This window comes from Propionispora vibrioides (genome assembly GCF_900110485.1).
Taxonomy (GTDB): Bacteria; Bacillota; Negativicutes; order Propionisporales; family Propionisporaceae; genus Propionispora; species Propionispora vibrioides.
Genome location: NZ_FODY01000025.1, coordinates 47,399 through 68,599 on the forward strand (window position 1 = coordinate 47,399; position 21,201 = coordinate 68,599).

The following is a 21,201-nucleotide window of genomic DNA, read 5'->3' on the forward strand; positions in this document are numbered from 1 at the left end:
CTCATATTTCACCCAATAACTTAGCCAAATTTCCACCTGCTGCATTGCTGTCAATCGGCATAGGAACCACTACGCCTCAGTTTTCCGCCTTACCGATGAAAATTCAGCCCGTATTCCCGAGTAAAATAGGACCTGTCTCTACACTTGTTTCACGTGAAACAATTCAAATAATAAAGGGTCCCCTTACTTTTGTCCCGGCAGCAACTGGTGCCGGCATTAAGGTTTCGATAATACGGTCCAGATCATCGGCGGAATAGAACTCAATTTCAATCTTACTTTTAATCTTTCCCGGTTTTATTTTAACCTGAGTTCCTAATAATAATTTCAAACGGTCTTCCGCTTCTACCACAAAAATTTCTTTCGGTGGCTCAACTGTTTTTTGTTTTTCCTGCTTAGGCGCAGCATTCAGCTTTTTAACCAGTTCTTCTGCATCGCGGGCCGATAAATCTTCACCAATAATAATTTCCGCCGCTTCCAGTTGCAGATCCACGCATTCCAGTCCTAACAAGGGTCTGGCCTGTCCCATTGATAATGTTCCACGTGAAACATATTCCTGAATAGCAGCAGGTAAATTTAACATACGAATCGTATTAGCTATTAAAGAACGGCTTCGGCCAATTTTGCGGGCTACTTCCTCCTGGGTCAAACCAAACTCTTCCATTAAACGACGAAAAGCCATAGCCTCTTCAATAGGGTTCAAATTTTCCCGCTGCAAGTTTTCAATGAGGGCAATTTCTGTCATTTCAGCGTCACTATATTCTCTGACCAAGGCCGGAATAGTTTGCCGGCCAGCCTTCTGAGAGGCCCGCCAGCGCCGTTCTCCGGCTACCAATTCGTAGCCCTCCAAGGTGCGCCGTACTACCACAGGTTGCAGAACACCATATAATTGAATAGATTGGGCTAATTCACTCAAGGCCTCTTCATCAAAAACCCGGCGCGGCTGGAACTTATTAGGCATAATCTGCTCAATCGGTATTTCATTGGATAGTTCCTCCGGCGGTGCCTGCTTAAAAAGTGCATCCAACCCTCTGCCTAAGCCTCGTTGCTGTTTAATCATCGCCACTCACCTCTCTGGCCAAATCCATATATACTTCCGCACCCTTGGACCTGGCATCATATTTAATAATAGGCTGACCATGACTTGGCGCTTCACTTAACCGTACATTGCGGGGGATAATTGTTTGGTAGACCTTGCTTCTAAAATGATTTTTCACCTCATCCACCACCTGTATGGAGAGATTGGTCCGGGCGTCAAACATGGTAAGGACGACTCCCTCCAAGGCAAGAACGGGATTCAAATTCTTCTGTACCAACGATATGGTCTTCATCAATTGCGATAAACCTTCTAAAGCGTAAAATTCGCACTGAATCGGCACCAGCACCGAATTAGCCGCCGTTAAGGAATTAATCGTCAAGAGGCCCAGCGACGGCGGGCAATCAATTAACACATAATCAAAGGAATATTTAACCTTATCCAGTACCCGTTTGAGTTTATTCTCCCTGGACATAATAGAAACCAGTTCAATCTCAGCCCCGGCTAGCTGGATCGTGGCCGGTACCAGTTTAAGATTGGGAACTGCCGTGTCTAAAATAATATCTTCCAGGGGAACGTCATTAACCAGCGCATCATAGGTGCAGCGTTTAATGGAAGCTTTATTTATTCCCAGTCCGCTGGTAGAATTTCCTTGTGGATCAATATCAATTAATAATACCCGTTTTCCCAATTCAGCCAAACAAGCACTTAAATTGACAGAGGTCGTAGTTTTTCCGACACCGCCCTTTTGATTGGCAATTGCAATTACCTTAACCAACATCCTTCACCCCATATTCATGAACTAAAATTATTTCATTCCACAACCTCCCGGCATTCTCCTGCCAAAAATAAGCAGGATAGAAATTTAGTAATTAACATAACATTTAAATTTGTCACCTTTAAAACGGAGATACTACAACTTGCGAGCTAGGGAGCCGCTGATTTAATAAGCCTGCCGCCCTGGCGAAGGATTTCTTCGGCTGGCAAGGAAGTAAAACCTAGCGGTCTCTATTTCAAGGTTTTGCTGACGCAGCCAGACGGAAAAGATCCGCTAAGTAAGAAACTTCTTCCCATTAACAGCTGAACACGATAAGTTAGCCGGACCTTGCGCAGCCTCTTTTGATGGCCGGCTAAACCCGGCTAACAGGTACTGAAATCAAATCTACAAGACAATGGCAATAGCGCTGGATCAGCCCCCAAAAAACTCCTTGACTCTTTCCCGTAAGTATGGTAATTTATGCAAAAGCCTGTGGAGGTATTTATCATGCCTGTTTATAATGCTACCCTCACTCACATTGATATAAAAGAAACCAAACGATATGCCGGACTAATCAAAGCAGCCGATTTCCCCGACAAGCTTTTAATACAGGCTTGCACAGAGGCTCATATTTTGGCAGACCCTAAAGGATTATGGGAGATGTACGCCTATGACGCCGACACAGCTACCATCCTGTCAAATCCGCCCCTTTCTCTGAAGGGAGAGAAGATTATAAAACACCTGGAGCATTGTACGGAAGTAGCCGTGCTGGGCATAACCATCGGTGAAGGCTTGGAGAAAGCGGTGAGCGATCTTTTCTCGCAAGGTGAGTATACCAGAGGGCTATTGCTGGACGCTGCCGGCACCACTGCCGTTGAAGCGGCAGCCGACCAAATTTCCGCTCTCATTGCCCGCCACGCCGCCAAACAGGGCCTTGACACCACCTTTCGGTTCAGTCCCGGCTACGGCGACTGGGATATCCGTGTTCAGCCCGATATACTCGCCATTCTCCGTGCCCAGCGAATCGGCCTGACGGTAACCGACACCTGCATGCTGGTCCCGCGTAAATCAGTTACAGCCGTCATCGGCCTGACACCGCATCAAACAGCGCTGGCCCTGCCCTCCTTAGAGCGAAACAATAGTTGTGCCGCCTGCACACAGCTTAACTGCCAGTCCCGTAAAGAATAAAAAGCCTAGTGTCTCATCCGGCGGAAAGATGTAGTATGGCACCGAGAATTTTTACCGTCAGGCAAGACGGAGGAGCGCGCATATCGCCTATATGCAAGTCGACACAACGAAGACTGACGGCAAAAAGGCCAGTGGTCTGCTGCAGATTTCTGCCGGATGAGACACTACCATAATATATAACAAACTGCTGCCAGTTTTATAACCGGCAGCAGCGAAAGGAGTTCTTCCATGCTATACATATTTGACGGTGCCATGGGCACTATGCTGCAGGACGCGGGGTTAGGAGCGGGACAATGTCCGGAAATCTGGAATATCGAGCAGCCGGAAAAAGTCACCGCCATTCACGCGGAATACATCAGGAATGGCGCAGATATTATTGAAACCAACTCCTTTGGTGCCAACCGAATTAAACTGTCCCATTACGGACTAAGCAGCCGGGTAACAGAGTTAAATATGGCTGCCGTAGCCGCAGCCCGCGCCGCTTGCACGGTCCATACCAAAATCGCCGGTTCCGTAGGACCAACCGGAAAATTTATCGCCCCTTTGGGCGAGCTTTCTTTTGACGAGGCTTATGAGGTCTTCCAAGAACAAATCAGCGCCCTCGATGCCGCCGGCGTAGATATGATCTTGATTGAAACCATTATTGACATTCAGGAAATGCGCGCTGCCCTGCTGGCAGCCAAAAGTGTCACCAAAAAGCCGGTTATCTGCCAGCTAACCTATGAAGCAGACGGCCGTACGGTAACCGGAACCGACCCTCGCACGGCCGCTATCATCTTGGAGGCCCTGGGAGCCGACATCATTGGCGCCAATTGTTCACTGGGACCAGCCCAACTGCTGGCCGTAGTCGAAACACTGACCCAGGCAACCAACCTGCCGGTTAGCATTCAACCAAATGCCGGTATGCCTGAACTTATCCAGGGAAAAACTGTTTTTCCCATGAGTCCGGAAGAAATGGGCAGTTGGGCAGCCAAACTGGCTGCCGCCGGCGTCGCCTATCTGGGTGGCTGCTGCGGCACAACCCCGGCACATATCCGGGCGATGAAAGAAGCAGCCCTTGCCGTCAACCCGGCACCACGGCCCATCATCGCACCGGTTACAGCTTTAACAAGCCGCAGTAAGACAGTTTACATTGGCCCCGGCTATCCGACCGCCATCATTGGCGAACGGATTAATCCCACAGGCCGCAAGGCCCTGCAGGCTGATCTGCGCCAGGGAAACTTCGCCGGCATAAAAAAGGAAGCCTTACTGCAAATCCAAAACGGCGCCACTCTGCTGGACGTTAATATGGGTGTGCCCGGTATCGACCAGGCCGCCGCCATGCATACCGCCATTCAGGAACTATCCATGCTGGTCGATGCACCACTGGTTATTGATACTACCGATCCAGCCGCCCTGGAAGCCGGACTGAAAGCTTATCCCGGCCGGGCGTTAATCAATTCGATCAGCGCTGAGCCGGAGCGCCTGGAAAGTTTTATCCCCCTAGCCAAGAAGTATGGCGCCGCGGTCCTCTGCCTGCCGATTGCGCCATCCGGCGTTCCTACTACGGCACCGGAGCGGGTGTCGGTTGTCCGGCAGATTGTAAATGCCTGCCTGGCCGCCGGCCTGCGGCACCAGGACTTCGTGCTGGATGCCCTGGTGCTGACGGTTGCCACTGATGCTGGAGCCGCGGCCGAAACCTTTAAAACCTTGCGTCTATACCGCGAACAATTTGGCTATCCGGCGACCATGGGACTTAGCAATATATCCTTTGGACTGCCTAAGCGGGACCTCTTAAATGCAACCTTTTGTTCCATGGCCTTAGCCAGCGGTCTGGATGTTCCCATTTTGAATCCACTGGATGAACGGATGAAGGAAACTATAGCCGCCGCCAAAGCCTTACTAGGTTTTGACGCAAACGGACACCAGTTCAGCAGCGCCTATGCTGCGCTGGTCAACACAGCATCAGCAGCCTCCCGTCAAGCGTCACCGAAGGAGCCAAAAGATACACTGGGCCTTATCCGGCAAACAGTTGTCAACGGTGAAAAAGAATCCATTGTACCCCTGGTTGAACAGGCTTTAAAAGAATCTTACACCTCCTCGCAAATTACCGATCAGGGACTGACCGCCGCCATGAACGAAGTCGGTGAAGCTTTCGGGGCCGGCCGCTGCTTTTTGCCGCAGGTGCTGCTATCGGCCGAAACCATGCGGGCTGCCTTCCAGACGATTAAAGAGTTACTGCCGGCCCAACAAATTAATACCCTGGGTACAGTTGTACTGGCTACGGTCAAAGGCGACATTCACGATCTGGGGAAAAATATTGTGGCCGCCCTACTAGAAAATAGCGGTTTTAAAGTAATTGACCTGGGGAAAGATATCGCAGCGGACGCCATTCTCGAAGCTGCCAACGCCCATGAGGCTGACATTGTCGGACTCTGCGCCTTAATGACCACCACCATGCCGGAAATCGACAATACTATTGCGGCCTTAAAAGCAGCCGGTAATACGGCCTCTACTATCGTTGGCGGCGCTGTGTTGACTGCCGATTATGCAGCCAAGGCCGGCGCCGACGCCTATGCGCCGAACGGCGTTGAAGCGGTAAAATTAGCCAAACGACTACTTCGACTACCGTAATCTGCTATCGTATAGTAAAACCTATATAGACACCCCATACTGTTAGCCTGCTAGCCGCAAATAAAAAACCTTTAAGATGCTGTTCATCTTAAAGGTTTTTCTTATACTCCGTCCGTTCAGAGAATCAACGTCTTTTGGGAACACGCAGATGAATCGTAATCGAATCATCATCCTGCTCCTGATCAACCTTAATATCCAAACCGGTTTTCTTCATTTCACCGATCACATTATGAATGGTATTTAGGAAAATCCGCACATCCCTGATTACTTTAACAATATTCTGCTTGGGTCCTTTTTTTGACATTTCCCGGGAAATATTGCTATTTGTCGTCTCAATAAGAGCCTCCGTCTCACGGACATTCAGCTTTTTTTGACATACCGCTGTCAACACCTGCTGCTGCAAAGCATAATTATCCAGCTTGAGTAGCGCCCGGGCATGGCGTTCGGTCAGGTTTTCCTGGCGCAAGGTATTCCGGATATCCTCCGCTAATTTTAACAGTCTCATCTTATTAGCAATCGTCGACTGTTTCTTCCCAACGCGGACCGCCAATTCCTCCTGGGTAAAACCAAAATTGGCAATCAACTGCTGAAATCCTTCTGCTTCCTCCAGATAGTGCAGGTCCTCCCGCTGCAGATTTTCAATCATTGCCAGTTCAGCCATTTCCTGATCGGTAAGTTCCTTAACAATAACCGGAACCAGAGCGAGCCCGGCAAGCTTAGAGGCCCGCAGCCGCCGTTCACCGGCAATCAGTTCAAAGCTATGATCCGTCTTTTGCCGCACCAACAACGGCTGAATCACACCAAACTCCTTAATTGAGGAAGAAAGCTCGGCCAGGGATTCATCATAAAAGGTCTTCCGTGGCTGAAAAGGATTAGGTTCAATGAGTGCCGTATCCACCTGAAGCACTTCATGGGATTTTTTATTATCTGGTAGCGCTACCGCCACAGCAGCAGCCGTCTCTTCCAACTGTTCATCGCTTTCTGCCGGCAAATCCTCATGAGGATTGACCGCTTCCTTCTCCGGAGTCAATCCAAAAAATCTGGATAATTTCATCTATACACCGCCTTAGCACAAATCCGATATGGTAATATTCGCCATATTGTTAGTAAATCCTCTCAAAAGCCGGAGACTACAGGGGCTTTTTTTCCGGCGTTCCAGCCCGCCGGGGGTACGCTGCCGGCGTCGGCTTTACCTTTTTGATATAAAGTACGGCCCGTACATCGTCCAGCCCCGGTAAGGTCACCGGCCGGATTTCAGCAATTTCAGCGCCAAGCACCTGCAAGGCCTGCTTGCTCTCTGCTGCTTCCTGGTTGTACTGAGCACCTTTTAGAGCAATAAAGTAACCGCCGACTTTTACAAAAGGCAGGCATAATTCACACAAAATATTAAGCCGGGCTACAGCCCGTGACAGAGCCACATCATACCGCTCCCGCTGCCCTCCCCTTCCGGCATCTTCAGCCCGGGAGTGAAGCAGCTCTATATCGGGAAGCTCCAGCGCAACTACCACTTCCCGCAAAAAAGCCAGGCGCTTCTGCAGCGAATCCAACAGAGTCAACGCCAGATCAGGACGGAATATCTTAAGCGGCAAGCCGGGAAACCCGGCGCCGGTCCCTACATCAATCACGCTGGCGCCGGCCGGAAAATAACGCTCATCATAACAGGACAGCGAATCAATCATATGCTTTACCGCCACTTCCTGCGGCCCGGTGATGGCTGTCAGATTCACTTTTTCATTCCAGACAAGCAATAATTGAAAATAGCTATCATAGTGGGCAAGCTGCTTATCGGTCAACGGTATACCAAACTCAGCCGCCGCTTGCTGCAATAACTGAACAAACAATCAGATTCCCTCCCTACGCCGCTGCTGCTCCAAATAAATCATCAAAATCGAAATATCCGCCGGCGAGACACCGGAAATCCGGGCAGCCTGACCAATGGAAAGCGGTTTAATTTTATTTAATTTCTGTCTGGCCTCCAGAGCCAGACCGCTGATTGCTTCATAATCAAGGTTTGAGGGCAGACGTTTCTCTTCCAGTTTAGCAGCCCGCTCTACCTGTTCAATCTGCTTATTGATATATCCCTCATATTTTGCGGCAATCTCCACCTGTTCACAAACAGCGGCAGGCAACGGCGGTAAATCAAAATGTTTACATAACATAGAATAATTAATCTCCGTCCGGCGCAATAAACCAAACAGGGAAGTGCCTGTTCGCAATTCGGCGGAATTCATGGCTTTCAATTTAGCCTGTACTTCATTGCTGGGCGTAACCATCGTTGCTTTCAAGTTGGCCAGGCTGTCGGCAATAGCATCGCGTTTCGCCGCAAAGCGGGCATAACGTTCATCACCAACCAAGCCCAGGGCCCGTCCCTTATCGGTCAGCCGGAGATCGGCATTATCCTGACGTAAAATCAAGCGATATTCGGCCCGGGAAGTCATAATACGATAAGGCTCATTTGTCCCCTTGGTAACCAAATCGTCAATTAATACACCAATATAGGCTTCGGAACGGGATAAAATAAAGGGCTCTTCCCTCTTTACAACAAGGGCTGCATTGATCCCGGCCATCAAGCCCTGGGCCGCCGCCTCCTCGTAACCGGACGTACCGTTCGCCTGCCCGGCCGAAAACAATCCGGCCAGCTGTTTAAACTCCAGGCTGGGTTTTAGTTGAGTGGGGTCCACACAATCATACTCGATGGCATAGCCAGGCCGCATGATTTTAAGCTTCTCCAAGCCGGCAATCGTGCTCAAAAAGGCATATTGCACATCAATCGGCAGGCTGGTCGACATCCCCTGGACATACATTTCATTGGTATGTAGACCTTCCGGCTCAATGAATAACTGATGAGCCTCCTTTTCGGCAAAACGGACTACCTTATCCTCAATGGAAGGGCAATAACGGGGGCCTGTCCCCTCAATTAAGCCTGTATATAGCGGGGCCCTGTGCAAATTAGCCCGGATAATCTCATGGGTTTTTTGATTCGTATAAGTAAGCCAGCAGGGTATCTGCTCCCTGGTGGTAACATCACTCATGAATGAAAAATTATGGATCTGCTCGTCACCTGGTTGAATAGTCATTTTGGAAAAATCAAGTGTTCGCCGGTCCACCCGGGCCGGCGTCCCTGTTTTAAACCGCATTAACTCAATACCAAGCTCACGCAACGACTGACTAAGCAGCTGGGCCGCCCGCTGGCCGTTCGGACCACCGGTATAGCTGAGCTCACCCAAAATAATTTTCCCCCGCAGATAAGTGCCTGTGGCAAGGATAACACACTGGCACTCGTATACTTCGCCAGTCTCAATCTGAATGCCGCTAATCCGGCCGCCGGCAGTCAGAATTTTATCCACCAGTACCTGTTTTACATCCAAACCGGCTTGATTTTCCACCGTGTGTTTCATATTATTTTGATACCACACCTTATCGGCCTGGGCCCGCAGTGCGTGAACAGCCGGCCCCTTGCCGGTATTGAGCATGCGCATCTGAATACAGGTCTGGTCGGTATTCAGCCCCATTTGGCCGCCTAAGGCGTCAATCTCCCTGACCAAATGACCTTTAGCCGGACCACCAACGGCCGGATTGCAGGGCATAAGTGCGATATTATCCATATTCAACGTGGCCAGCAACGTGCTGCAACCCAGACGGGCCGCCGCCAAGGCCGCCTCGCAGCCGGCATGACCGGCGCCGATGACCACTACATCATATTTTCCTGCTACATACATCTAGTATCATCTCCTACTAACACTTACTTGCCAATACAAAATTGGCTAAAGATTTCCGCTACGATATCCTCATGAACGGTATCGCCGGTAATCTCCCCCAGCCGTTCCCAGGCTTCCCGCAAATCAACGACAATGCAATCAGGCGGCATTTGGACCTCAATGGTATGGCGGACTTCCTCCAGGCTTTGGCGAGCCTTATCTAACAGGGCCTCATGCCTTACATTGGTAACAAAAATACCTTCGCCCATAGCTACCTGTCCGCCATAAACAGCATCGACAATGGCTTGCTCCAGCTCCGGTATGCCTTCACCGGTGTGGACGGATATTTTATAAACGGCGGCACCGCTGACCATGGCTTCGATAGCCTCACTGTCCAGGCAAACCGGTAAATCGGTTTTATTCAGCAAAATCAATGCGTTGCGGCCAGACATCATCGCTAGCACTTCATGATCTTCCTTCGTTAACGGCAGAGATGCGTCCAGCAGCAGCAGAATCAGATCAGCCCGCTCTACAAAGGAAAGGGCCCGTTCCACTCCTAGCTGTTCCACTAAATCGGCGGTTTCCCGGATACCGGCGGTATCCACAATTTTAAGCGGAATTCCCTGGATATTAACATATTCCTCAATTACATCGCGGGTTGTTCCCGGAATATCAGTAACAATAGCCCGGTTTTCTTTGATCAGCGCATTAAGCAGACTGGATTTTCCCACATTGGGTTTGCCAATAATTACCGTTTCCAGCCCGTCTCTTAAAATCCGGCCCGTGTGGGCTGTAGACAACAGCTTGCCGATTTCTTGCAATAAATCAGCTACCTGGACCGCCACTTCGCTGGCCGCCAATTCTTCAATATCTTCCTCCGGAAAATCAATAGCCGCCTCCAAATGAGCGATCATAGCAAGCAACTTATGACGCATAGCGCCAATCTGCTGCGACAAACTGCCGGACAAATGGTTGACCGCCACCTTAAGCGAAGTATCGGTTTTGGAACGAATAATATCAATAACAGCCTCAGCCTGCGTTAAATCCAGACGGCCGTTTAAAAAAGCCCGTTTGGTAAATTCACCGGGCTCGGCCAGCCTGGCACCCTGACTTAAGACTAAAGACAAAATCCTTTGCAGGGAAACCGCTCCGCCATGGCAATGAATTTCCACCACATCTTCACAGGTATAAGAATGAGGTGCCCGCATCATCAGCAGCAAGACCTCATCTATTGCCTGTCCCGTTTCCGGCTGGACAATATGACCGTAAGCAGCCTGATAAGACTGTATAGCGGCTGCCGTTTTCCCCTTTATTCCCTTAAATATAGCGCCGGCAATCGGTTCAGCCTGCCTGCCGCTCAGACGGATAATGCCAATACCGCCTTCCCCCGCTGCAGTCGCTACCGCCGCAATCGTATCCTCCTGATACACGTTACCTTCACTCCCGTTATGATTCCTGTCTATAGGACTCGCTGATTTAATAAGCCTGTCGGTCTGATTTCTTCGTCTGCCAAGGAAGCAAAACACAGGGATAATTAGGCTATTGCAAGGTTTTGCCGACCCAGTCAGACGAAAAAAATTCCGTTCGGACGCGCAGCGCGAATCAATCATTGGTTCCCTAACTATTATTCGATCAGATCAATACCTGACATACGTCCAATATGGGAAAACCCAGTAATAAAATTATTACTGGGTTTTCCCATATAAAATAGGTTAGCGTTTTAAAGCAATAACCACTTTGCGGAAGGGCTCATCCCCTTCACTATAGGTAACAATCCGGCTATCATCTTGCAAAGCGACATGAATGATTTTCCGTTCATGAGGACTCATCGGTTCCAACGCCACCTTCTCGCCGCGCCGCTTTACCTTATCGGCCAGGCGCAAAGCCAAACGAGACAAGGTTTCCGTCCGGCGCTTGCGATAATCCTCCACATCCAGAACAATCCGCACTTTATTCTCAGCATCCCGGTTAGCCGCCAAATTGGTCAGATACTGCAAAGCATCCAGGGTTTGGCCATGCTTACCGATTAGAATACCCAGATCTTCACCGCGCAGATTTAAAATCACATGTTCATCGCGAGTCATTTTTTCCACAGCAACCTGTAACTGCATGGTAGCAAAAATACTCTGCAGAAAGGTCATAGCAACTTCTAACGGATCTATTTCCTTGACTGTAACCAACACCCGGGCAGGTTTCGCTCCAATCAATCCAAACAAGCCTTTGCTTGGATTTTCAAGGATCTCATACTCTACACGCTCCCGGCTCACACCCAGTTCGGTAAGAGCCGCTTCCAGTGCTTCCTCGACAGTTCTTCCGGTCTTCTCCAAAGAAGTCATGGTATTATTTAGCCTCCCCTTGAATAGCAGTTGTGCCACGGTACATATACCACTGCTGAGCAATCTGAATAAGATTGCTAACTACCCAGTAAATCCCAAGTCCAGCCGGGAAAGTAATCGTAATATAGCCGATAAACAACGGCATGAAAATCATCATAATCTGATTTTGCTGTTTCGCCGAGGGGTCGGCACCACTCATGGTCTGCCGCTGCTGATAAAAGGTAGTAAGAGCCGACAGAACCGGCAAAACATAGTAAGGATCGACCAGTTTAGCCTGCTCAGCCAGATTGGCCATCCATAAAAAGCCCGGATCTCCCACATAATGAAAATCACGAATAGCATAAAAAATACCGATCAAAAAAGGCATCTGAATAATCATCGGCAAACAGCCTGCCATCGGATTAACACCGGAATTTTTATAAACAGCCGCCATTTCCTTATTCAGCTTCTCCGGATTTCCTTTATGCTTTTCCTGCATTTCTTTGATTTTAGGCTGCAATTCCTGCATAGCTTTCATGGATTTGATCTGCTTTACCGTCAGAGGGTACAAAACGAGCTTTATGGCTATGGTAAGCAAAATGATGGCAATCCCATAATTAGCGATACCTAAAGATACCGTAATATTATAAAAGAATGTCAACACTGCTTGCAACGGATGTACAACGATCGAATCGAACAAAATCTCACTCCTAACTCTGGCTCGCTATTCACGATAAACATTAATATAACTATATATCAAACGGGATCATACCCACCGGGATGAAAAGGATGGCAGCGCAAAATGCGGCGCACTGCCAGATAACAACCTCGCACAATCCCATATTTTTCAATCGCTATTATGGCATATTCAGAACAAGTAGGCACAAAACGGCAAGTAGGCGGTTTTAAAGGAGAAATATATTTTTGATAACACCGTATCAAAAATAGCGCGATTTCTTTCATAATAACTACCTACTTATTAGCCAGAATTTGTGCCCGTTTACACAGGTCTAAAAAAGCTTTCGTCACCGCCTGGGCATTGGAATCCACAGCCGGCTTTCGCCCCACAATAATCAAATCCACATCCTGGCGCAGCTCATGCTGCCGCATGCGGTAAGCCTCGCGCAGCAATCGTTTTACCCGATTCCGGACGACCGCTCCGCCCAGGCGTTTGCCAGCGGCAAAACCTACTCGCCGCTTTTGGGCAGGATTGGGCAGGACGTACATGACCAGCATTCGGTTACTATACGACTTGCCTGTTTTATAAACGGTTTGGAATTGCTTATTCTTATGCAATATTCCCTGCTTTTTTAACTTGTACACTTAGATCATCCTGTCATATGGAAAAAATAGGCCACTCACCGGCGGCCTACTATGCGGATAATTTCTTTCTACCTCTAGCACGTCTTCTTTTCAGAACAATACGGCCACCTTGTGTGCTCATACGCTCACGAAAACCATGCGTTCTTTTTTTCCATAGTGTATTAGGTTGATAAGTACGTTTCATCTATTTACACCTCCTTGCTTACATACAAGCGTAACAATCCCATGTTAAAACAATCTATTTTAACTATAAAAAATTATAGACTAGACAACCTATGGTGTCAAGAAAATTACTTAGACAATAACTCTACTTATCCTCAGCACCGCCGGTTAAATTGTGGATAAATATGACAATTCTTGTCAATCGACCGAAAAATGTGTTGATAACTACCCGGGCTTTTGTTAATATATTAACTAGCAGATTGTCCGTTTTACCTTTGCACAATGTAGATTATATACATAAAATGCAGAGTTATTCACAAAATCCGGCTGTTATACACAGCTTTATCCACAATATTTATATATGCCGACAATTACTTATAATACAAGGCTATGGGTTATTTTCCAATAGCTGCTTTTGTATTTTTTTTTCTTCAAATTTACCATATTCGCCTGTTTTTATTCACAGTTGTTGATAATCCTGTGGATAACCCCAATATTTTAATTTGTTATATGTTAATAACTAGGGCGTATTTTAAACTAACAAGTCCCTGGCGAGTGATTTTACGCCAGATGAGGCAAAATTTGACAGGAATAGCGGCCCTTATTTCCCAAAATTTTAACGAACCATGGTATAAAAAGCACCAGCCGGGAACGTTCGGATAGTTTTTAACACGCCCCAAGGTGCTTATCAGGAAAGGACTGACTATATGGACAAAGTACAATTAACGGCACTGTGGGAACAAGTATTAAAAAAACTGGAAAGTGAAATCATCAAACCCCTGTTTGATACTTGGATTAAGGATGCGATTCTTCTTTCTCTTACCGCTGATACCTTGGAAATAGGAACTCCCCGGCAAATTATGAAGGAATGGCTGGAAACCAAATACATGCCGCAAATTGAAAATGCCGTCCATCAGATCCTGGGAAAACCTATGAACATAAAAATAACCAATCTGAATTTAGATGATGAACATACTGCCGCATCGTCACAACCTATTCCGTCCGGCATCTCCCGCTCTATTGCCGAACAGAGGTCGGCCGAAACATATTCCCCGCCGGTCTCTGCCGGTAACGCAAGCCATGAAATCGCCGCGACAAGAACATCGGAGCTACAGGAAACACTGCCACTAGAGTCTATTCAACTGCCGCCACCGATGATCAAGCCACCGGCTATCTCACTGCCGGACGATTCACTAGTCGTATTAAATCCTAAATATGTATTTGAAACCTTCGTTATTGGCAATTCCAATCGTTTTGCCCATGCCGCCTCGCTGGCCGTGGCCGAAGCACCGGCTCAGGTCTATAATCCCTTCTTTATTTACGGCGGCGTCGGTCTTGGCAAAACTCACCTGATGCACGCCATTGGCCACCGCATCTTGCAAAGTTATCCCGGCATCAAGGTTGTCTACATTTCCAGTGAAAAATTCACTAACGAACTAATCAATTCTATCCGGGACGGTAAACCGGAAAGTTTTCGCCAAAAATACCGCAACATCGATGTACTTTTGGTCGACGATATTCAGTTTTTATCGAAAAAAGAACATACCCAGGAAGAATTTTTCCATACCTTCAATACCTTGCATGAAGCCAACAAGCAAATTATTATTTCCAGTGACCGTCCACCTCGTGAAATACAGACGCTGGAAGACCGGCTGCGCTCTCGCTTTGAATGGGGACTTATTACCGATATTCAGCCACCTGACCTAGAAACAAGAATCGCCATTTTACGTAAAAAAGCCATGCTGGAAAATCTGAATATTCCCAATGATGTAATGGTCTACATTGCCAGCCGCATCGACAACAACATTCGCGAACTGGAAGGCGCCCTGATCAGAGTGATGGCCTACGCCTCCCTGACTAACCAAACGATCGACATCAATCTCGCAACCGAGGCTTTAAAAGACATATTCCCCAACGGACGCCCCAAACAAATCACTATGGAGCTCATTCAGGAAATTGTTTCCTCCTATTTCAAGATAAAGATAGACGAGCTATTGGCCAAAAAACGTACCCGTAATGTGGCCTATCCTCGCCAAATAGCCATGTATCTGTGCCGGGAACTGACAGATACCTCCTTGCCGCGCATCGGCGAAATGTTTGGCGGCCGTGATCACACTACCGTTATTCACGCCCATGACAAAATTGCCCGTGAGCGAAACGAGGATACCAAATTAAGCAATACGTTAAAAGAACTGATCAAACGTATAGAAAGTGTCTAGTCCACTTATCCCTCTGTGGTTAACTCTGTTTATAACTGAAAGATAACTATGTTGATGAAATGTTAATATATTTTCCACAGCAAAAACCTGTGAATGTGTGCATAACTGCTTACCCATTTATCGACATGTTATGCACATGGTATTTTCTTATTCGACAAGCCATATTTTCATTTATCAACATATCTACAGGCCCTACGACTATTACGACTAATTTTCTTATATATTATGTCTTTTATAGTAATAATATACCAACGGGAGGTACCTTTATGAAAATATCCTGCTCCAAAGAATTGCTTACCCACGCTGTGCAAACTGTGCAAAAAGCGGTAGCCAGCAAATCTACGCTGCCTATCTTGACAGGAATTTACCTATCGGCACTCGATGGAAAGCTAGAATTACAGGCTACGGACTATGAAATCGGCATTTGTTGTAAAATAGACGCCCAAATTGATGAACCGGGAACAATTGTGCTATCCGGTCGCTACTTACAAGAGCTTGTCAGAAAACTTCCCGGCGATACCATTCATATTTTGTCCCTGCCGGCAGAGAAAACCATACAAATTACTTCCAACTCAGCCCAGTTTAATCTCTTACTGATGCCCGCCGAAGAATTTCCGGTTATCAACAAGCTGGAGGGGGAAACCAGTTTTCTCATTAAGGACAATGTTTTCCGGGAACTGATCAAAAAAACGGTTTTTGCCTGTGCCACCGACGAGGCTCGGCCTATCTTTACCGGAGCGCTCTTGGAAATCAATCGGTTTAATGCTAAAATGGTAGCTACTAATACCCATCGGTTAGCACTAAAAGAAGATAGTTTGGAAAATTCTGAAAAAGAAGTTAAGATCATCATACCTTCCAAGATATTAACCGAACTGGCCCGTCTGCTGGTATCGGAGCATCCCTTGGATGTGGTGGTTTCCTGCCATAAGAATCAGGTTTCCTTCTCCTTCGATAATGTTTACATAAAATCGAGAGTCATTGAGGGACAATTCCCTGACTATAATCGGGTTATTCCCGATAGTTTTGCCACACAGGTAACGTTGCCGACCGATAATTTTCTTGATGCGGTAGAGCGGGTATCTTTATTGGCCAGAGACGGGGAATATAATGTCATTAAACTGTCATTTGAAAATGATATGGTTATTATCAACTCCAATAATCCTGATGTTGGTAAGGCTTGTGAGACCGTACCGGCCATGATCGCCGGTAATGGGCTGGAAATTGCGTTTAATGCCAAATATGTAACGGATATTATGAAAAATATCAACAGTGAAAAAATAACTTTTTCCTTTAACACTCCGCTAAGCCCGGCTTGCATTAAACCGGTGGATGACGAGCACTATACCTATATTATTACTCCTGTAAGAACAAGTTAATTTTTAGAGTGAGGATTTTTGCAAAAATGGAAGAAGTATTTATTGACACCCAATTGATTCAGTTGGACCAGCTTTTAAAATGGATTGGTGTGGTAGAAAGCGGCGGTCAGGTCAAGCTGCTGCTTAGCGACGGGCTGATTGAACTGAACGGACAGGTTGTTTCCGAGCGAAGAAAGAAAATTTATCCCGGTGATACGGTTACTGTCAAAGGGATTGGAACCTGGAAAGTAGCCGTTGAATAAAGGTGCTGCATGAGAATCAATCACCTAACGCTGCATAATTTCCGAAATTATGCGGATTTGTCGCTTGCTTTTTCCCATAATATCAATATATTCCTGGGTAATAACGCTCAGGGAAAGACCAATATTCTGGAAGCTATTTATATTGGTGCCATGGGACGGTCTTATCGTACCTATTCGGATCAGGAGCTTATTCGCTGGAAGCATTCATTAGGACGTATTCAGCTTAATTTTTCGCGTTTGGATGTCCAAAATGATCTGGCTTTTCGATTTTCCCAGGGAGAGACTAAAAAAAGTAATAAAGAAATTACTTATAATGGATATACTATAAAGGTTAAAGAGCTGATTGGCGCGCTGAATGTCGTGCTGTTTGCACCGGAGGACTTGACCCTGATTAAGGGACAGCCGGTAGCCCGGCGCCAGTTTATTGATGTGGAAATTTCCCAGGCCAGTCCTTCCTACTATAGTCAACTCTTAACTTATAACCGGATTGTTACGCAGCGTAATCATCTCTTAAAAAAGATTAGAGATAACCGGTTGAATGCCGCTATGCTGGAGCCTTGGGATGAGCAGCTTATCAAGGCTGCCGCCGGCATTACCGTTAAGCGGAAGGAAGCTATAAAAAAGCTGGCTATGCTGGCCAATTTAATGCACCGCCGGATTACCGCGAGTAAGGAAAACCTGTCTGTTGCTTATTTTATGGCCGGGTTGGCGGAAAATGAGCAGGTGGCGGATAAAGATCTGCCTGCCTGGTACCGGGAGCAATTGCTGAAGCTGCGTCAGCAGGATATCTACCGGGGCAGCACCGGTGTCGGACCGCACCGGGACGATCTGGTATTTACGGTAAATGAAGGAATTCAGTTGAAATCTTTTGGTTCTCAGGGACAGCAGCGGACGGCCGTATTAGCGTTGAAGCTGGCGGAACTGGAATTTATCAAATCAGAGACCGGTGAATATCCGGTACTGCTCCTGGACGATGTCATGAGTGAACTGGATGCTGAACGGCGAGAACAATTACTTTTCTTTATTAAAGATAAAATTCAGACCTTTGTAACGGCGACCGACCAGAATTATTTTCCTGAAAAGAAAATGGGACATTATTATTACGTGCAGAACGGCAAGATCATGGAGTGATGAGGATGCAAGGTATTAGTGAAATTTTGCATAATACGCTGCAGCAATTAGGTTTAAAAAAAAGATATCATGCGGAACTCATCATGGAACGCTGGTCTGAAATTGTGGGCGATGATATTTCCCAGCACTCCTGCCCGGTAAAGTTTGAACGGGGTTTGATGTTCGTCACGGTGAGCAATTCGGTATGGTGTCACCATTTATTTATGCTAAAAGAAAGCATTATTAGTAAGCTAAATCGGTTTATCGGTGAAAAAATTGTCAAAGATATCCGTTTCCAGGCAGGATATTTGAAAGATTGTAAGAATCAAGAGAATACGGAGCATTCTGTTTCCTTAAAACAAAGCTTGGCGGCTATCCGTCTGGATGAGCAGGAATTGGCCGGTATCCGGCAATATACTCACGAGGTAGCTGACGAAGCCCTGCAAAAGAAGCTGGCCGGTTTTACCCGAAAAGCGCTGGCCTATAATAAACTAAAGAAAATGGATAAATGGCATGCCTGCCAAGGCTGTGATACGCTTTGTCCTCCGGAGGAAACCTATTGTGCGGTATGCCTTAGAACCGTCCGGGAAGAAAAGCTGGGAGAAATCAGGAAGCTCTTATTGGATGTTCCCTGGTTTTCTTATGAAGATCTGCAGCCATATCTTTCTTGCACACGCTCAGAGTTCGACCGGGCTAAAAGCGAGCTGTTAGCCCGGTTGTGCCTTGAATATACAGCAAAAAACGGACAAGTTGACAGTGTACACCGTACGACGATTGTGATGCTGATGGAATCGGTGGGACCTGACGAAATTACTCCGGAAACGGTTGATCATACTTTGGAAAAATTCAGGAGGAAACAACATGTTTTTGCACCTAGGAGCTGATACTGTCATTCCACTCAAAAATGTCATTTCGATTAATGATTTAAGGACAGTAAAGTCCGGTATCAATCATGAGTTTTTGAAGACCATGAGGGAAGAGCAAATGATTGTTGATATTTCCGATAATAATCCGAAAAGTTTTGTGTTGACAGATAAGGTTGTTTACTTATCGGCTATTTCCTCCTTAACTCTAAAAAAACGAGCCGGACAAATTCCGGAAGAAGAGGAAGAATGATAAACCGTGATATAAGCACGGTTTATATTGCGTTTGAAATTGATGGCGGGAGGTACATAGCAGAGTGAATGAAGATATTACGGTAAATGGAAATTATGGAGCAGGGCAGATACAGGTACTGGAGGGCTTAGAGGCAGTACGTAAGCGTCCTGGTATGTATATAGGCAGTACGTCTTCCCGGGGATTGCATCATCTGGTTTACGAAGTAGTGGATAACAGTATTGATGAAGCTTTGGCCGGTTATTGCACCAAGGTAGATGTGACTATTCATCAGGATAATAGCATCACCGTTATTGATAATGGCCGGGGCATTCCGGTCGATATGCATGAAACAGGCAAACCGGCAGTAGAAGTGGTGTTGACCGTGCTGCACGCCGGCGGTAAATTTGGCGGCGAAGGCTATAAGGTGTCGGGCGGTTTGCATGGCGTCGGTGTTTCGGTTGTTAATGCTCTGAGTATGCATTTGGAAGTGGAAGTAAAGCGGGATGGCAAGGTGTATACTATCCGTTTTGAACGGGGCAATACGGTAGAAGAGCTAAAAGTTATTGGCACAACCGAGGAAACCGGCACAAAGGTTACTTTTAAGCCTGATCCGGAAATCTTTGAGGAAACGGAATATCATTTCGATATTTTAAAACAGCGGCTGCGGGAATTGGCCTTTTTAAATAAGGGTTTGAATATTGTCCTGTCCGATGAGCGGACCGGCGTAAATGAAAATTTTCATTACGAAGGCGGCATCGTTTCTTTTGTGGAGCATTTGAATAAGACCAAAGATCCGCTTCATCCCAAACCGATTTATTTAAAAGGCTCGAAGGATACTACGCTGGCCGAACTGGCGCTGCAGTATAATGACGGTTATGTGGAAAATATCTTTAGCTTTGTTAATAATATCAATACCCAGGAGGGTGGAACTCATTTAAGCGGTTTCAAGATCGCCCTGACCAGGTCGATCAATGATTTTGCCCGTAAATTAAATATGCTCAAGGATAATGATGAGAACCTGAGTGGCGAGGATATCCGGGAAGGACTAACCGCCGTTATCAGTGTTAAGATCCAGGAACCGCAGTTTGAAGGACAGACCAAGACTAAGCTAGGCAATAGCGAGGTGCGGGGGATTGTCGATACTATCGTATCCGAGGGACTGAGTGAATTTTTTGAGGAAAATCCTTCAGTTACCAAAAAGATCATTGAGAAAACAATTATGGCTTCCCGGGCTAGGGAAGCTGCCAGGAAGGCCAGGGAACTGACCCGCCGGAAGAATGCCCTGGAGGTAAGCTCACTGCCAGGCAAGCTGGCTGATTGTTCGTTAAAGGACCCTGATCAAACGGAAATTTATCTGGTCGAAGGTGATTCGGCCGGTGGTTCAGCCAAGCAGGGACGGGACCGACGCTTCCAGGCAATTTTGCCGCTCAGGGGTAAAATCCTGAATGTGGAAAAGGCCCGGCTGGATAAGATTTTAAATAACGAAGAAATCCGGGCGATGATTACCGCTTTTGGCTGCGGTATCAGTGATGAGTTCGATCTGGAAAAGAGAAGATACGGCCGGATTATCATTATGACTGATGCCGATGTAGACGGCGCCCACATCAGAACGCTGCTATTGACATTCTTCTATCGCTATATGCAGCCGTTGATTGAATCAGGCAAGGTGTATATTGCCCAACCGCCTTTATATTTGGTTAAAAAAGGCCGGGAGAGCTGGTATCTGTACAGTGACGAGGAAATGGATCAATTGCTTAGCCGGATTGGTCGCGACAGTATTAATGTGCAACGGTATAAAGGCTTAGGCGAAATGAATCCCGAACAATTATGGGATACGACGATGAATCCGGAAGGGCGTACTATTTTGCGGGTAACTATGGAGGATGCCATGGCTGCCGATGCGATCTTCTCAGTATTAATGGGTGATAAGGTAGAGCCGCGGCGGAACTTTATCGAGGAACACGCTCATAGCGTACGGAATTTGGATATATAAAAGTATCAGAAATAGAAAAAGGATTAGGTCATCGTTTGGATGAACCTAATCCTTTTTTGGTTATAAAATATTTA

The 21,201-nt window shown here is 46.9% G+C and carries 20 protein-coding genes; 9 read left to right on the forward strand and 11 right to left on the reverse strand.

All coding sequences use genetic code 11. The features are described from left to right. Window positions 1-163 precede the first annotated feature (163 nt). Both BMW43_RS16695 and BMW43_RS16700 read right to left on the reverse strand, forming a co-directional pair. Entirely contained in the window at window positions 164-1,057 is an 894-nt protein-coding gene (locus tag BMW43_RS16695; protein ID WP_091750289.1) for a ParB/RepB/Spo0J family partition protein, read from the reverse strand. Next, the gene (locus BMW43_RS16700; protein ID WP_091750292.1) at window positions 1,050-1,814 is read right to left on the reverse strand and encodes a ParA family protein; all 765 of its coding nucleotides are present in this window, start codon (window positions 1,812-1,814) and stop codon (window positions 1,050-1,052) included. Before BMW43_RS16700 ends, BMW43_RS16695 begins: the two co-directional genes overlap by 8 nt. A gap of 483 nt (window positions 1,815-2,297) precedes the next feature. Here BMW43_RS16700 and BMW43_RS16705 point away from each other — a divergent pair, with 483 nt between their 5' ends. Next, window positions 2,298-2,978: a vitamin B12 dependent-methionine synthase activation domain-containing protein gene (locus tag BMW43_RS16705; protein WP_091750295.1), complete on the forward strand. Its 681-nt coding sequence runs from the start codon at window positions 2,298-2,300 to the stop codon at window positions 2,976-2,978. Window positions 2,979-3,206: 228 nt separating this feature from the next. After that, window positions 3,207-5,591: a homocysteine S-methyltransferase family protein gene (locus BMW43_RS16710; protein WP_091750298.1), complete on the forward strand. Its 2,385-nt coding sequence runs from the start codon at window positions 3,207-3,209 to the stop codon at window positions 5,589-5,591. A gap of 124 nt (window positions 5,592-5,715) precedes the next feature. Here BMW43_RS16710 and noc read toward each other — a convergent pair whose 3' ends face one another. The 9 genes from noc to rpmH all read right to left on the reverse strand — a co-directional run bounded on the left by noc (window position 5,716) and on the right by rpmH (window position 13,111). Next, window positions 5,716-6,645, reverse strand: a complete 930-nt coding sequence (noc, locus tag BMW43_RS16715; protein WP_091750300.1) for a nucleoid occlusion protein — start codon at window positions 6,643-6,645, stop codon at window positions 5,716-5,718. Window positions 6,646-6,721: 76 nt separating this feature from the next. Continuing rightward, window positions 6,722-7,432, reverse strand: a complete 711-nt coding sequence (gene rsmG / locus BMW43_RS16720; protein WP_091750302.1) for a 16S rRNA (guanine(527)-N(7))-methyltransferase RsmG — start codon at window positions 7,430-7,432, stop codon at window positions 6,722-6,724. Further along, window positions 7,433-9,310: a tRNA uridine-5-carboxymethylaminomethyl(34) synthesis enzyme MnmG gene (gene mnmG / locus BMW43_RS16725; protein ID WP_091750307.1), complete on the reverse strand. Its 1,878-nt coding sequence runs from the start codon at window positions 9,308-9,310 to the stop codon at window positions 7,433-7,435. Window positions 9,311-9,333: 23 nt separating this feature from the next. Then, a complete protein-coding gene (gene mnmE, locus BMW43_RS16730; RefSeq protein ID WP_091750310.1) occupies window positions 9,334-10,719 on the reverse strand; it encodes a tRNA uridine-5-carboxymethylaminomethyl(34) synthesis GTPase MnmE in 1,386 nt (461 codons plus the stop codon). A gap of 282 nt (window positions 10,720-11,001) precedes the next feature. Continuing rightward, complete coding sequence (gene jag, locus BMW43_RS16735) at window positions 11,002-11,625, reverse strand: RNA-binding cell elongation regulator Jag/EloR (RefSeq protein WP_091750313.1); 624 nt, start codon at window positions 11,623-11,625, stop codon at window positions 11,002-11,004. A 4-nt stretch (window positions 11,626-11,629) separates the two neighbouring features. Continuing rightward, window positions 11,630-12,307, reverse strand: coding sequence for a YidC/Oxa1 family membrane protein insertase (locus BMW43_RS16740; protein WP_091750315.1), 678 nt, complete (start codon window positions 12,305-12,307; stop codon window positions 11,630-11,632). Window positions 12,308-12,360: 53 nt separating this feature from the next. Continuing rightward, a complete protein-coding gene (gene yidD, locus BMW43_RS16745) occupies window positions 12,361-12,567 on the reverse strand; it encodes a membrane protein insertion efficiency factor YidD (protein ID WP_091750318.1) in 207 nt (68 codons plus the stop codon). A gap of 9 nt (window positions 12,568-12,576) precedes the next feature. Continuing rightward, window positions 12,577-12,927, reverse strand: coding sequence for a ribonuclease P protein component (rnpA, locus tag BMW43_RS16750; protein WP_091750321.1), 351 nt, complete (start codon window positions 12,925-12,927; stop codon window positions 12,577-12,579). A gap of 49 nt (window positions 12,928-12,976) precedes the next feature. Next, window positions 12,977-13,111, reverse strand: coding sequence for a 50S ribosomal protein L34 (gene rpmH, locus BMW43_RS16755; protein WP_091750324.1), 135 nt, complete (start codon window positions 13,109-13,111; stop codon window positions 12,977-12,979). 685 nt (window positions 13,112-13,796) lie between these two features. On the opposite strand from rpmH, the gene dnaA reads away from it, so the two are divergent. From dnaA to gyrB, 7 genes are all read left to right on the forward strand, one after another. Continuing rightward, a complete protein-coding gene (gene dnaA / locus BMW43_RS16760) occupies window positions 13,797-15,308 on the forward strand; it encodes a chromosomal replication initiator protein DnaA (RefSeq protein WP_091750327.1) in 1,512 nt (503 codons plus the stop codon). A gap of 266 nt (window positions 15,309-15,574) precedes the next feature. Beyond that, entirely contained in the window at window positions 15,575-16,684 is a 1,110-nt protein-coding gene (gene dnaN / locus BMW43_RS16765; RefSeq protein WP_091750330.1) for a DNA polymerase III subunit beta, read from the forward strand. Between the two features lie 26 nt (window positions 16,685-16,710). Then, entirely contained in the window at window positions 16,711-16,926 is a 216-nt protein-coding gene (locus BMW43_RS16770) for an RNA-binding S4 domain-containing protein (RefSeq protein ID WP_091750333.1), read from the forward strand. 9 nt (window positions 16,927-16,935) lie between these two features. Continuing rightward, on the forward strand, window positions 16,936-18,057 hold the full coding sequence (gene recF, locus BMW43_RS16775; protein ID WP_091750336.1) for a DNA replication/repair protein RecF: 1,122 nt from the start codon (window positions 16,936-16,938) through the stop codon (window positions 18,055-18,057). 5 nt (window positions 18,058-18,062) lie between these two features. Continuing rightward, window positions 18,063-18,920 carry a DciA family protein gene (locus tag BMW43_RS16780; protein ID WP_177173644.1) on the forward strand — a complete coding sequence of 286 codons (858 nt, stop codon included), beginning with the start codon at window positions 18,063-18,065 and terminating at the stop codon, window positions 18,918-18,920. Then, window positions 18,898-19,152, forward strand: coding sequence for an extracellular matrix regulator RemB (gene remB, locus BMW43_RS16785; protein WP_091750342.1), 255 nt, complete (start codon window positions 18,898-18,900; stop codon window positions 19,150-19,152). Before BMW43_RS16780 ends, remB begins: the two co-directional genes overlap by 23 nt. 64 nt (window positions 19,153-19,216) lie before the next feature. Further along, window positions 19,217-21,127 carry a DNA topoisomerase (ATP-hydrolyzing) subunit B gene (gene gyrB / locus BMW43_RS16790; RefSeq protein ID WP_091750346.1) on the forward strand — a complete coding sequence of 637 codons (1,911 nt, stop codon included), beginning with the start codon at window positions 19,217-19,219 and terminating at the stop codon, window positions 21,125-21,127. The last annotated feature ends 74 nt before the right edge of the window (window positions 21,128-21,201 follow it).

What these genes read in the sequence shown, in the direction of transcription:
- BMW43_RS16710 (WP_091750298.1), top strand. Translation starts at nt 3,207, where the DNA reads ATGCTATACATATTTGACGGTGCCATGGGCACTATGCTGCAGGACGCG.
- dnaA (WP_091750327.1), top strand. Translation starts at nt 13,797, where the DNA reads ATGGACAAAGTACAATTAACGGCACTGTGGGAACAAGTATTAAAAAAA.
- dnaN (WP_091750330.1), top strand. Translation starts at nt 15,575, where the DNA reads ATGAAAATATCCTGCTCCAAAGAATTGCTTACCCACGCTGTGCAAACT.
- recF (WP_091750336.1), top strand. Translation starts at nt 16,936, where the DNA reads ATGAGAATCAATCACCTAACGCTGCATAATTTCCGAAATTATGCGGAT.
- BMW43_RS16770 (WP_091750333.1), top strand. Translation starts at nt 16,711, where the DNA reads ATGGAAGAAGTATTTATTGACACCCAATTGATTCAGTTGGACCAGCTT.
- BMW43_RS16780 (WP_177173644.1), top strand. Translation starts at nt 18,063, where the DNA reads ATGCAAGGTATTAGTGAAATTTTGCATAATACGCTGCAGCAATTAGGT.
- BMW43_RS16705 (WP_091750295.1), top strand. Translation starts at nt 2,298, where the DNA reads ATGCCTGTTTATAATGCTACCCTCACTCACATTGATATAAAAGAAACC.
- remB (WP_091750342.1), top strand. Translation starts at nt 18,898, where the DNA reads ATGTTTTTGCACCTAGGAGCTGATACTGTCATTCCACTCAAAAATGTC.
- noc (WP_091750300.1), bottom strand. Translation starts at nt 6,645, where the DNA reads ATGAAATTATCCAGATTTTTTGGATTGACTCCGGAGAAGGAAGCGGTC.
- BMW43_RS16700 (WP_091750292.1), bottom strand. Translation starts at nt 1,814, where the DNA reads ATGTTGGTTAAGGTAATTGCAATTGCCAATCAAAAGGGCGGTGTCGGA.
- BMW43_RS16695 (WP_091750289.1), bottom strand. Translation starts at nt 1,057, where the DNA reads ATGATTAAACAGCAACGAGGCTTAGGCAGAGGGTTGGATGCACTTTTT.
- rpmH (WP_091750324.1), bottom strand. Translation starts at nt 13,111, where the DNA reads ATGAAACGTACTTATCAACCTAATACACTATGGAAAAAAAGAACGCAT.
- mnmG (WP_091750307.1), bottom strand. Translation starts at nt 9,310, where the DNA reads ATGTATGTAGCAGGAAAATATGATGTAGTGGTCATCGGCGCCGGTCAT.
- yidD (WP_091750318.1), bottom strand. Translation starts at nt 12,567, where the DNA reads ATGAAAGAAATCGCGCTATTTTTGATACGGTGTTATCAAAAATATATT.
- jag (WP_091750313.1), bottom strand. Translation starts at nt 11,625, where the DNA reads ATGACTTCTTTGGAGAAGACCGGAAGAACTGTCGAGGAAGCACTGGAA.